We start from the raw sequence: 12,381 nt of genomic DNA on the forward strand, positions 1-12,381 counted from the left end.
CACACGGTGGGGCGACGCAGAGAGTCCCGAGCCTGCCGCGGGGGAGGCCGACATGCGGTGGGCGTAACACCGTACGCTCGCCGTCCCGTGAGACGGCCCCCTGGCACTGCACGCTTCCCGCACGCGGAGACCGCGGCGCACGACCTGCAGCCCGCCCCCGTACAGCCGCCTACGATCTGCGTAGCTCCGGTTCGCGTCGGTCAGGCGTCCAAGGCCGGTGACAGGAGGCCCCGTTGTGCTCAACCCAGCCGAGCTTGAACAGAGCACCGTGAAGGCATGCGCCGACGCGCTCGTCGACAGCCGGGGAGGTCTGCTCCTGTACGGCCACGGCCTCGCGGGCCGCGAGGCGCTCATCGCGGCAGGCGCCCAGCTCGCCGCCACGGCCGGCCTGCCGCTGACCCTCGTGGACGCCGAGGCACTGCGGGACGACACCGCCGCCCTCCTGGACCAGCTCGACGTGCAACACCACGTCTTCCTTTCCCCAACAGAAGCCGCCCACTGGCCGACCGGCTTCACCCCGAACGGGGTGCTGGCCATCCACGCCGACGTCCTCCTCGACCCAGCCGTGAAGGAACCGCTGATCGCCGCAGCCCGCGAGGCGAACCGCGCAGGGCACCTGCTCGTCGCACGGCGCCCCGACAGTCCCACCCTCCTCGACGCGCACACGGCACAGACCCACCAACTCATCGCCGACCCGATGACCACCACCCCGACACAAGCCGCCACAGCCACCCCAGCCCGGTACGAACCACGCCCCCCGAACGGCACGCCAGCCCGGGACGACCACAGCGTTGACTCCCCGCTGCTCCGAGAACCTGCCGGGGACACCGCTCCTGTAGCGGCCGCGACCGAGCGTTGGACGGTGCCTCTCCGCTGGATCCCGCCCAATCCTTTCCCCGAGCGGGCCGCCGACTGGGACGAATGGGCCCAGCATTTCCCGGCCGCAGCCACACGAACGAACCCGATGGGCGAGGAAACCATCCAGCGCTTCCGACGGTTCTACGCGGACCTGCCGGCGCTCCTAGCCGCAGAGAGCACAACGTCCCTCCACGAACAACCGGATGTCACCAGCGCCCCGTCCGAGCCCCTCGCGGACACCTCTCGCCCGTCGGCAGAAAGCCCACCCTCGGCCGAGAGCCACGAGAGCCCCCAGCAGCGCCTGCCAGCCAGCAGCAGCCCTTCGACGCCACCGGCCCGGGAACACGGCCCGATCGAGATACACCAGCAGACGCACGCCGACAGCTACCGGCAGTTCCGGCATCGGATGAAGGACCAGAAGCGGAAATTGATCCGCGAGATCACCTCACAGGCAACGCCGGACACCGGCAGTACGGAAGCCGACCTCATCCCCTACGAGGAACTGTGCGCAGCGCTCGAAGACCCCGACCTTCTCCAGAGAGTGCAGCAGCAGGCAGAGCGCATGCAGGCGCAAGCTCAGGAACGTCTGGAACAGGCAGCCGCCGCCGTTGAACACCGCTGGCAAGCCAGCAGACCGTCAGCAGCCGGAGCGGAACACGCCCCCGGATCTCAGCCGCCTCAACACGGCACCGCACAGCGACACGCGTACGGCCAGGACCAGGCCACGGCCCAACAGCCGCCCCGGCACCACCCCGGCCGCTAGATCCTCGCCCCTGGGGACTCGGAGCGCCCCTCGAAGATTTCCCCGGCCCGATCCGGTAACGCTGTGATCAGTGTTCACCTCAGACCTCCAGGGCGGCCCGGCGCTGACGGTAGTAGGCGCACGGCGGCGGCGTGAACCGGCCCGGCCTGGGCAGTGACCGGCGCCGCGGTCGCGGCGCTGACGAGGAGCTGGAACGGCGCCCCGCGCACGCGTAGCGGCCCGCCGCGCTCGTTCGTCAGCGGCGGGCTTCCGCGGCCGCCTTGCGCTTTGCTTCGACCTCGGGCGGGAGCGGGAGGACCGGCGCGGCGCCCGGGTTGGTCGGCCCCTCGTCACGGACGCCGTTGGGCCCGGCGACGGCCGACCAGCGGCTGACCTCACGGACTTGGTGCGCGGAGACCTCCCACAGCGAGTGACCCACCGCCATCGAGTCCGCGCCGCCCATGTCGAACCAGTTGATCCGCATCCAGCCGCCGTACAGGGCCAGCGCCGTCGACACCCACTGCACCGACACCGGGTCGACGTCGCAGGCCCACCCGCCGTGGTGCGGATGCGTCCGGTACTCGAAGTACCCGAAGCCGTCGCGCCGGGCGAACGCGGGCAGCGGGCCGGACGCCGGCACGCTGCCGCTGCCGTCACTCGTCAAGTACATCTCGCGCGCCGCGCACCCGGGATCGTCACAGGACACCTCGGTGTCGGACAACCGCAGCCACAACGCCACCTGTACGTCGTTCCCGTTCTGGGTGGGCAACGACCACACCCGCTCACGGCACTGCGAGGCCTCATGATCGCGCAACTGCCACTGTTCGGGGAGCTCATGCGACAGCCGGTGCAGGTAGTGGCCGACCAGGCGCCATGCATCCTCGGCCGACGGCGTGATGATGTGGGCGGTCTCGGCGGTCATGCCCGGAGTCTAGATCCCGCCGAGGGGGCCTCTGTGCGACGTACGTCGAAATAGGGCAGACCCCTGCACTGCGGGTTCGGTGAAGCCCTGCGTGGCGGGAGACCGGCTCTGCCAGCATGAAAGGGTGACACGAACGAGGCCCCGCCAGCTGCTCGACGGCGTACAGATCGGACTACGGTTCGAGGAAGGGCGAACAGCACAGTGGATGCCCGTGACAGACGTAGACGTCCATGAGCTGGCCCGCGCACAAGCATGGCGACGGCAGCTCACCCACCGCGGCGAGCAGCTCCACCTCGGGCAGTACGCCGCGATCAGCACCCGCCAGGCGCCGGCGGCCACGGACGGCATCTGGCAACGCATGGACCTGGCGGACATTGACCCCACCGTGCGGTCCCTGATCGGCCAGCCGTTCAAACTCCGCGCCGAAGAAGGCCCCGGGAAAGCCGGCTACATCCCCGACCTGATGCTGATCAGCAACGACGGCAAGATCACCATCGTCGACAGCTCCCCGACAGCAGGCGATCTGCGCCCTTCCGAGCGAGTGCTGGACTGGGCCGAGGAAGTCATCCGCGCCCGGGGCTGGACCTACGAATGGTGGACAGGCCCCAAGGACGCACAGCACTACACCAACATCGAGGCCCTGCGCGGCTTCTGCCGCCCCATGCACCCGGTCAAGCAAGCGCTGATCGAACCCATCCTCGCCCTGTGCGCCGACACCCCGCTGCCCATCGCCGCAGTGGAGGAGAACCTCACGGGCGAGCAGATGCCCAAAACTTGGGTGCGGGCAGTGATCCAGCACCTGCTGTGGTGGGGCGACCTGACCACCGACCTGTACCGCCCGATCACCACCGGCACCCGAGTACGCACCGACGCGGCCGCCCGCAGGCCCGCCCCGGACCAATGGGATGTCGGGACCCGCCTGATCCTCGGGCACGAGCGCGGCACCGTTGTGAGCTGCGAGAGCGACCAGCTCGTCGTCGACCTCGGCCCCTCCCTGTTCGGGCAAGGCGAACGCACCTTCAGCCGCCGGGACCTCGCCGAAAAGGCCACCGCCCTTCCTGCCGCCTACCAGCGCCCGCTCTTCCCGACCCAGCCCTTCACCGTGCCCCGCTGACCGACATCCACGCCACGCGCACTGTTGATCTTTCCCTGAATACGCTCCACCAGCGAGAGGCACATGAGCCCGATGCCCGAAGGCGACATCTCCCCGTTGGCCACGGCGATCCACCAGCTCGTCCAATGGGTCGGCACCGGACGCACCCTGACCACCATTGGCGAACTCCGCGTCGCCGACGGCCTCGAACTCGTCCACCTCCTCGGCACCGACGACCACCCACGCGGGGGTGCCGGCCTGCGTCGCCTGTCCTCCACCCGAAACCTCCCTGTCCTCCAGAGCCTGCTGCGCCTGGCCGTGGAAGCCGGACTGCTGCGCACCCAGCGAGGCCGCCTGATTCAGGTCCAAAAGCACGCCCAGCAAGCAGCAACAGCGGAAGGAGTCCGCCAGCTCCTCGTGCAGAACGCGCACCGCACCGCTCCAGCGCTGCTGACCCCTGATTCCGCACGCCCCGGCCTCGGCGACGTTGTCCTCGCCGCCCTTTGGACCGAGTTGTCCCGGAACCGAGAGACCTCCCTCGTCGTTTCCGAACTGGCCAGCACGCTCTGGAACGCGGCCGCACCCGACACCGGCATCATCGAGCCGGCCCCGATCAGCAGCACGCCTGCCGATACACGAGCCCAATTCGCCGAGATGGTCACGCTGGTTCTGCTGGACTACGCCGAACTGGGGCTTGTGGCAATGGATCCAGAACAGACTCTCGCGCAGCTCACCCCGACCGGTAGTCATGAAGCCGACGAACGACCCGTCCCCGCCGGCAGCCCTGACAACCTCTGACCGCGGCACGCATACCGCCGGATGACAACCAGCCGACCGGAGCCCCACGGCGTGAGGCCACGTCCACACCCGCGGTGCTTCGCCTCTGTCTTGACCACTGCACCGGACACAACACCCCGTGGACAGGCCCGGACCTGCGCTTGTGCTGCAGCGACGCGCTCCCGCCGTGCTGGGAAGCCGCGTCCACATCAAAGGACTGGCCAGACAGAAGCTCGGGGCCGAGCTGAAGAATGCATACAGCAGGGGGCCTCGACCCGGACCTCGCGAACGGCTGCGGGCGCTCGTACGGGTTCGTGCACCGCGTGTTCACCGAGGCTGGCACCGCCATGCGCTCGCGCGGCGGCTCGAACGGCCGCTCCCGATCCGTATGCGCCCGCGAAGGTACACGGCGGCACCGAGGACTCGGCCTCGTGAGGATCTGCCTTCAGTTCGTTTCGCGTCCCTCCACGCAGGAGGCCACTCATGCACGCTGCCCGGGAAGCTGAGGCATCCCGGGCACTCCTGCTCCGTGCCTGCCCGTAGTTGCGGTCAGTCCGTCCCGTCTTCGCGTTGGCGTCCGTGGAACAACATCGAGGTTCCACCTTTGGGCAGGTGCCATCCGTCCGCGATCATGTACGGCGGAATGTAGGTCGGGTTGGTGTCGGTGTTCAGGTTCGATTCGGCGTCGGTGACGTCCCGGATCATTCGACGCTGGACCTCCCGGAAGTCGTAGCCGTCGGGTCCGTCGACCTCCCAGGTGATGTCGCGCAGCGCGACCTGGTGATCGTGCGGATCGTCCGTCGCGGTGGCGGTCTCGATCATGGGGTGGACCTCGATCAGTCCGCCGTACAGGCACAGGACGATGAGGAGCTGGCAGACGCGGTCGGAGAACTCGCCGAAGCCGTACTCCTGGCCGCAGCCGCAGGACGGGTCATGGGCGTGGACGGTGAACTCCACCTCGTAGGGCTTGCCGGTCAGGGCGTACGCGGGCAAGGCCTCGTTCCGTCCGCTCGGGCAGGAGTGGGCGGTGTCGAACAGGTTGATCCACACCTTGACCGTCGTGGCCAGGAACCCTGTGTATTCGGCTTCCAGAGCCTTCTCAAGGCGCTGGTGAGCGGCGTATGCCTTCTCGTCGACGCTCTTCCAGCCCTCGCCGAGCCGGTGTCCTGCCAGATGCAGGAACTGGTTGGTCAGCAGGGACAGTTCATCGAGTGTGGGTAGCGGCCCGCCTGTCGTACCGGGATGCGTCTCGTTCACCGTTGCCTCGGCCTCACGGTCGGAGGAGCGCTCGGAGGGCCAGACCTGGGTGAGTTCGCTTCGGGGGTCGGCCCGGCGGATCAGTGCGATGTCGGACAGCGTCAGCCCGAACACGGAGTGGCCGTCCGATACCTGCAGCCACGGCACATCCTGGGGGCCGGTGCTGTGCGGGTTCACGCTGGTGGTGTCGACGCAGATCTGCACGGGTTCAGGGAGCTGGGCGCCGGGCCCGAACCACAGGGCGTTGACCCGGGTCTTCTTCTCACCGAAAAACTGCTGTGCCTGACGTACTGCGTGGGCGGCGTCGTCCGAGGGGATCCACCAGCCGTTGCGGGTCCATGCCTGTTCGGCGTCGACCGCGTCGCACCCATCGAGGTCGTAGAGGGCTTCGGCCGCCTGTTGGCGGGCCTCGTCCCGCACCGCCCGGCACAGGTCGTTCGCCGGCGCGGTGCTGCCCAGGCCCTGGGCATCGGCTCCGGTTACTGCTGGTCCGTCCCAGACCGGGACACCGGGCGGAGTGAACGGGATCTTGCCCAGGACGACAGCGACCTGGTTCGCGCGGTCGATGCTGTGGGTGAGGTGAGCGTCGGCTCGGCTCCGGGCGGGGCGGTCGTCTTCGGGCTGCGCCCCGTACCGGCGGCGGGGATCGGCGGGTTCTTCGTCAGGGCTGTACTCAAGGAGCATCGGGAACAACTGGTGCGTGAGGAGCGCTTCGAGCCCGTACTCGACGTTGGAGGCGTCCCCGGTGACGGCGAACGGCCGCATGGTCTGCTCGAGCCCGTCGCTGAAGGAGTGGACGACGTGGAAGGGGGTGCGGTGGCGGTCACGCTCATAGCCCTGGGCCGTGAAGGCCACTGCGTAGGCGATGGCGGCGGGCCACAGGGCGTCCCTCCAGCGCACCTCAGATGCCCGGGACAGGGCCTTCGCCGCGGCGCGGGCCGTGGGGTCGTGGCGGTCGACGGCGTCGACGAGCGCGGCCAGAGATGCGCCGGCACCCAGGTGCTTGAACGCCTCGTGCCGGTGACCGGGGCCCGGGAGCCAGATCCAGGAGCGCTCCAGCGGCTCACCCCAGCGTTCCATGACGAACGGCCAGCCGCCGCGCTCCTTCAGCTCGCGGTCGAGCCGGGTGCCCAGGTTGGGTCCGCAGGTCAGGGCGAGGACGGCCGCAACAGCATCCCACCCCGCCGGAGCGGACAGGTCGTCGTGGAGAAGCCGGTCGAGTCTCACTGCGAGGTACGGGAGGTCGGTGCGGTAGGCCTGGTCGCCGTCGAAGATGCAGGCGGGGCACACGGGTTCGGCGCTGTGCGCGTTCTTCAGCAGATGGTGCTCGGGGTACCGGTCTCCGCAGATCGGACACGGCGTGGTGGATCGCTCTTCCATGCCCCGGACTCGGCGGAGCCGGGTCTTTCCGAGTGTGGAGTTCATGCGGCGCGCGGTGACGCGGACGGCTTCGGTGGAGCAGTCCGCGAGGCCATCCTCGAAGTCCTCGACGGTGGCGTTGCCCGACGGGCACATCGCCATCAGGTACAGCGGCTTGGTCAGGTCAGATTGCTCCGGGTCGTCCGGATCGAGTTCATCGCCGTTGGCGTCGTGGTCTGCACGTCCCACGGACAAGCTCAGTCCTGCGACGGGCCCTGCATAAGCCGTGAGACCGAAGCAGTCGACTTCTGGCTCATGGTGACCGGCGCCCCATCCCAGGAGACGGAACTCCGCCACCAGGGCCTTGAGATAGTCCTTCGCGAGCATGGGGCCCGGGGCGGGGGCGGCCGCAGTCGGGGCAGTGAGGATGCGGACGGCTTCCGCACGACCGACCGCGTCCAGGACCGGGGGCAGCAGGTTGCGCTCGGCGGCGTCGACGACGCGCTCCAGAGCCCGCTGATAACCGCAGTCCGTCGCCTTGTTGAGTGCCCTGGCGATCTGCTGGCGGTTGGTGGTGTTCTTCGATGACAAGACAGCTCCTGCACGCTCCGCGCCATGCCGTCCCACCACGACAAACGCCAGAGTGCGCAAGGGCGGTCAAAGGACGACAAAAGTGCCGGGCGTCACCGCTGCGTCACCTCCCAGCGGCAGCTGGATTCACCAGAGCCTGGAGGTGGGTCCGGGCACGGCACGCTTCACGGTGAAGTGCGTTCGCCCCGATGATATCCGGAACGCCTCCCTGCAGAGGGCTGTGTCCGCTGACTTCGTTCACCTTTCCGAACACCGCCCTGTGCATGATGATCGACGAGAGCGGCGGGGGTACCCGACACCGTCGTCACTGTCCCGCTCAACGCCCTGCTGACCAGCGCCGCGGTCGCGGTGGACGCCGTACGAACGAAGCCGTGCCACCACGGGCAACGGGGGATCAGGCGGTGGGCGACGCTTCTTCGGGGGAGCTCCGGTAGGCCGCCAGTCTGGCTGCGTCCCGCTCTGGTGTCAGCCGCCTGACGGGGTCGACGAGCGGGTACCGGCGGCGCCGCAGGGCCTGGCCCAGCAGGTCGGCCGCGCGCTCGGCGGCAGCGCAGGCCAGGAGCTGATGGGCGGGATCACTGAGTTCGGGCAATGGCCCGGCCCCCGTCGGCTCGGTCGACGGTGCGGGCAGGCGCGGCAGGGGCGGGTCGGCGTCCCACTGGCGCCGGTCGTAGAGGTTGCGGGCGTCCCTGGTGGGGGACAGGAGGCTCTCGGGCCGGTAGTAGGGATGTGCACTGGAGTGGTCGGGATCGTCCACGAGGGCGAAGAAGTCGGTGGGGGCGCACCCGCCCAGCAAGAGCAGGGTCAGGGGCTCGTGTTCCAGAGTCCGCGCGTAGCACTCGATGAGGGCGGTGATGTGGTCACAGACGCTCTTGCGGCTGCGGCAGGGGCAGTCGGAGTTGCTGATCTCCCTGAGCGTGGGGAGCAGGTTCACGTCGAGGGCGTAGGCGAGGTCGAGGATGCAGAGCATCGCGTCGTGGCTGGTGGCGGTGGCGAGGTGGTGGGCGCGGGGGCGGGCGGCGGCGGCGACCAAGAGCCACTGCTCGTCGGACAGGCGGGGCCAGAACACGTCGATGGTGCGCGGGTAGTTGTGCTCGGCGCCGGGGTACGCAGGTTTCGCGTCCTCGACGGGAATGCGGCCGCCGAGACGGCCGGGCCACACCGTCAGGCCGGTGATCTTCTCGACGTACGGTGCCCCGGCATTCATGCGCTGCTCGTCGCGGCGCTGCTGCATCAGTTCTCCGTACCAGGCCTCGCGGACACGACCGATACGGCGATCGTCACCGGCGGTGGTCGCACGGTGCACGTAGACGGTGCCGTAGAGGTCGCCGTAGGAGCAGAAGAAGACCATCAGCGCCTCCGCAGCGCGACGAGATCGGCGAGCTGGTCGTCGCCCAGCTCGGTCAGGCCCAGCTGTTCTGCTCCCAGGACCATGTCGGCGGTCTCGCGTTTGGTGGCCAGGAGTTGGAGGACCTTCTCCTCCACGGTGCCCTCAGCAACGAAGCGGTGGATCTGGACCGGGCGCGTCTGTCCGATCCGGTAGGCGCGGTCAGCGGCCTGGTCCATCACGGCTGGGTTCCACCACTGGTCGATCTGGAGGACGTGCTCCGCGCGGGTCAGTGTCAGGCCGCTGCCGGCGGCACGCAGCGAGAGCAGGAAGACGGGGAACTCGCCGTCCTGGAATCGCTGAACGAGCTGATCGCGCTGGGCGGTTGGGGTCTTTCCGGTCAGGACCTGGTGGGAGATGCCGCGCCGGTTCAGGTGGGTGGCCAGCAAGTCGAGCATCTGGGTGTACTGGCTGAACACCAGCCCGGATTGTCCCTCGGCGAGAATCTGATCGAGGAGGGTGTCCAGGAGGTCGATCTTCCCGGAGCGGCCGGCGACGGTCGGATCGGATTCCTTGAGGTAGTGCGCCGGGTGGTTGCAGATCTGCCGCAGCGAGGTGAGCAGCTTCAGGACCAGGCCGCGGCGGTTGATGCCGTCGGCCGCCCGGATCTGCTGAAGGGCCTCGCGGGTGACGGCCTCATACAGGGAGGCCTGCTCCCGGCTGAGCGGTACGAACGCGTCCGTGTCCGTCTTGGGCGGAAGCTCAGGGGCGATGCCCGGGTCGGTCTTCTTGCGGCGCAGCACCAGCGGGGAGATCAGCGCGGCGAGGCGGGCGGCGGCCGCCGTGTCGCGGCCGGCCTCGATCGGCCGGGCGAACCGCTTCCGGAACGCGGGCCAGGAGCCGAGCAGGCCGCTGGTAGCCCAGTCCAGCAGCGCCCACAGGTCCGCGAGCGAGTTCTCCATGGGGGTGCCGGTCAGCGCGACCCGGCTGCGGCTGGGGATCTTGCGCAGCGCCGCGGCGGTGCCCGACAGGGCGTTCTTGACCGCCTGGGCCTCGTCTGCGGCCAGGAGCGACCAGCCGGGTGCGGTGAGGCGGTCGGTGGAGCGACGCAGGGTGGCGTACGTGGTCAGGACGACCGCGTCCGCGGGCAAGAGATCGAGGGTACGGGCGGGGCCGTGGAAGCGGCGGACGGGAACGGTGGGAGCGAAGCGCGCGATCTCCCGCTCCCACGCGCCGAGCATGGTGGCCGGGCAGACCACCAGTGTCGGCCCGGCAGTGGCCGCATTCTCCTGGTTCAGCAGGTGCAGGGCGATCAGCGTGATCGTCTTGCCCAGGCCCATGTCGTCGGCCAGGATCCCCCCGCCGACCGGACCGGTGGTCAGATGCTGGAGCCAGGCGAGCCCGTGGCGCTGGTAGTGGCGCAGCTCCGCCTTCAGAGCGGTCGGCACCGCCACGTCGGTGTGCGCGGCGCGGGTCAAGCCGGTGCGCAGGTCGGCCAGCCAGCCGGTGGGATGGACCTCGACACGTTCCCCGCCGATCTGCGCGCTGCCGGTCAGCGCGCAGACCAGGGCCTCGCCGACGGTGACCTGTCCAAGGTGGCGGGCGCGGACACGGCGTAGCAGGGCCGCATCGACCCGCATCCAGCGGTCCCGCAGCCGCACGAACGGCCGGTGGGCCTCGGCAAGGACGTTCATCTCGGCGTCCGTCAGGTCCTCGTCGTCGACGGCGGCACGCCACTGGAAGTCGAGCAGTTGCTCCGCGTCCAACAGGCGGGTGGGGGCGACGGTTGCGGGCCGTGGCGCGATGACGGTGCGCCCGGTCAGGGCGCGGACCAGGTCGCGGGGCCAGTGGACGGCGCAGTCGACCCGGGCCAGGCGTGCGACCGCATCGCCGAGCAGCTCGTCGAGCTCGGTCTCGTCCAGGTCCAGCGCTCCGGGACGGCTCGGGTCCTTGAGCAGGCGGGCGAGCGGTGGCCAGACCCCGGCGGCGCGGCGCAGGGCGAGCAGGGATTCCATCTGCCGGGCGGCGTCCGGTGTTCCGGGCGCGGGCACGGCGCGCCACAGGGACTCGGCGTCCGCGATCCGGTGCCCGCCGGGGGTGTCGTGGACCTGGACGACCGCGCGGACCCCGGTCCCGGCGCCGCCGGTGTCCAGCTCCAGACGCAGCGACAGCCGCACGCCCAGAGCGGGTTGGCCGGCCATGCGGGGGCTGGCCAAGCGCAGGTGCGGCACGTGCTGGGCGGCGCGGTTGGCGAACGCGGCCTGGCCGGTGGCCACCGCGGCGCCGGGGGAGCGGGGCAGGTAGTCCGCCATCGCGTCGCAGAACTCGGACAGCAGATGACCGGGGTCGCTCATGGACGGCCCGGAACCCAGGGAGGAGTGCGAGGCCGCGTGTGCGTGAGCCTCGGGCGGCATGGCCGCGAGCAGCGCGTCGAGGTGCTCCTGCCACGGCCCCGGGTCGGTGGTCTTCCACGCGTCGTACCCGCGCGCGGTCAGTGTCGGCTCCAGCCGGCCGTCGGCCACTAACTGCAGCGCCAGCAGGGCGGCGGCACCCCAGAACTGGCAGGCCTCATCACCGCGGTCATGGGTGCGGCAGTGCACCAGCAGCGGCCAAGCGTCTTCCAGCGCAAGGGTGTAGTACGGGACGTGCCCGGTCTTGGCCTTGCCGCCGGACCACCGCACGATCATGGTGGTGCTCGCTCCCAGGCGCGCCTCGGACGGCACGGTGAGCTTGTCAGCCGGGCCCATCGTCGCGGCCGGACGCCAGAACATGAAACGGCCGGTCCGCGGAGGATCCCCAGGTACGAAAAACGCCGGGTAGTCCGTGAGTTGGTACTGACCCAACCGCTCGGCCCCTCTCCCATGCTGCGCCACCAGGGTTCTTGCCCAGCCTGGCAGCGCCCACCACCACCCCAGCGTCCCTACGGCGAATGCACCCGATCGAGTGAAGGCCCGGCAGGCAGACTGCGCGAACCGGAACCGGACGCTGAGAGGCGATCACGCCAGCCGGGCCCTGGTCTGCCTCGCAGCCGTCCTGCGCCCGGAGCGCGACGATGCCGTCCGCACCACGCAGGAAAGCCCGCTCCACTGCTTGTCCCAGCGCTCCGACCACATGCCTGCCCATCCCTCCCCGCCCGGCGCGCACCCGCCCGCAACCCCTTCGGGTACGCGCATGACCGACGTCGGGCCTACGGCTTACCGTCAAAAGCCCCGGGCTCCGCCGGAAATCGGCGAATATCCTGCGGCATTAACAACATAGCTTCCCTGCGCGCTACGCTGCTATTCGTTCCCGGCATCAAAGGAGGTGAATTACTCATGCCCCGAACAAAAGTACGCACCCGGGCGGCGCGCCGCGCGCCGTGGCCGGACCTTGTGCGGCTCCTGGTGGAGATCGCGCGGATCGTGTTCGTCCTGATCCGGTAGTGCGGGGGGCCCGGCGGGGGGCCCCCCGAGCCG

At 69.9% G+C, this 12,381-nt stretch carries 8 protein-coding genes; 4 read left to right on the plus strand and 4 right to left on the minus strand.

Features of this window, described 5'->3' with window-relative positions:
• Positions 1–235 precede the first annotated feature (235 nt).
• Entirely contained in the window at positions 236–1,621 is a 1,386-nt protein-coding gene (locus ACWFR4_RS41150) for a hypothetical protein (protein WP_453656690.1), read from the plus strand.
• A gap of 235 nt (positions 1,622–1,856) precedes the next feature.
• Here the strand turns inward: ACWFR4_RS41150 and ACWFR4_RS41155 are convergent, their stop codons facing one another.
• Entirely contained in the window at positions 1,857–2,522 is a 666-nt protein-coding gene (locus ACWFR4_RS41155; protein ID WP_453656691.1) for a hypothetical protein, read from the minus strand.
• Positions 2,523–2,727: 205 nt separating this feature from the next.
• Here ACWFR4_RS41155 and ACWFR4_RS41160 point away from each other — a divergent pair, with 205 nt between their 5' ends.
• The 3 genes from ACWFR4_RS41160 (at position 2,728) to ACWFR4_RS41170 (ending at position 4,898) form a co-directional block, all read left to right on the plus strand.
• Positions 2,728–3,636, plus strand: a complete 909-nt coding sequence (locus tag ACWFR4_RS41160; RefSeq protein ID WP_453656702.1) for a TnsA-like heteromeric transposase endonuclease subunit — start codon at positions 2,728–2,730, stop codon at positions 3,634–3,636.
• A 63-nt stretch (positions 3,637–3,699) separates the two neighbouring features.
• Positions 3,700–4,413: a hypothetical protein gene (locus ACWFR4_RS41165; RefSeq protein WP_453656692.1), complete on the plus strand. Its 714-nt coding sequence runs from the start codon at positions 3,700–3,702 to the stop codon at positions 4,411–4,413.
• Positions 4,414–4,643: 230 nt separating this feature from the next.
• Complete coding sequence (locus tag ACWFR4_RS41170; protein WP_453656693.1) at positions 4,644–4,898, plus strand: helix-turn-helix domain-containing protein; 255 nt, start codon at positions 4,644–4,646, stop codon at positions 4,896–4,898.
• A gap of 43 nt (positions 4,899–4,941) precedes the next feature.
• Here ACWFR4_RS41170 and ACWFR4_RS41175 read toward each other — a convergent pair whose 3' ends face one another.
• From ACWFR4_RS41175 to ACWFR4_RS41185, 3 genes are all read right to left on the minus strand, one after another.
• The gene (locus ACWFR4_RS41175; protein WP_453656694.1) at positions 4,942–7,599 is read right to left on the minus strand and encodes a hypothetical protein; all 2,658 of its coding nucleotides are present in this window, start codon (positions 7,597–7,599) and stop codon (positions 4,942–4,944) included.
• Between the two features lie 394 nt (positions 7,600–7,993).
• Positions 7,994–8,950, minus strand: coding sequence for a hypothetical protein (locus tag ACWFR4_RS41180; RefSeq protein WP_453656695.1), 957 nt, complete (start codon positions 8,948–8,950; stop codon positions 7,994–7,996).
• Positions 8,950–11,697 carry a DEAD/DEAH box helicase gene (locus ACWFR4_RS41185; RefSeq protein ID WP_453656696.1) on the minus strand — a complete coding sequence of 916 codons (2,748 nt, stop codon included), beginning with the start codon at positions 11,695–11,697 and terminating at the stop codon, positions 8,950–8,952. Before ACWFR4_RS41185 ends, ACWFR4_RS41180 begins: the two co-directional genes overlap by 1 nt.
• Positions 11,698–12,381: the final 684 nt, after the last annotated feature.

Source organism: Streptomyces sp. NPDC055140 (assembly GCF_053607285.1).

What these genes read in the sequence shown, in the direction of transcription:
- ACWFR4_RS41155 (WP_453656691.1), bottom strand. Translation starts at nt 2,522, where the DNA reads ATGACCGCCGAGACCGCCCACATCATCACGCCGTCGGCCGAGGATGCA.
- ACWFR4_RS41180 (WP_453656695.1), bottom strand. Translation starts at nt 8,950, where the DNA reads ATGGTCTTCTTCTGCTCCTACGGCGACCTCTACGGCACCGTCTACGTG.
- ACWFR4_RS41170 (WP_453656693.1), top strand. Translation starts at nt 4,644, where the DNA reads ATGCATACAGCAGGGGGCCTCGACCCGGACCTCGCGAACGGCTGCGGG.
- ACWFR4_RS41185 (WP_453656696.1), bottom strand. Translation starts at nt 11,697, where the DNA reads ATGTTCTGGCGTCCGGCCGCGACGATGGGCCCGGCTGACAAGCTCACC.
- ACWFR4_RS41165 (WP_453656692.1), top strand. Translation starts at nt 3,700, where the DNA reads ATGAGCCCGATGCCCGAAGGCGACATCTCCCCGTTGGCCACGGCGATC.
- ACWFR4_RS41160 (WP_453656702.1), top strand. Translation starts at nt 2,728, where the DNA reads ATGCCCGTGACAGACGTAGACGTCCATGAGCTGGCCCGCGCACAAGCA.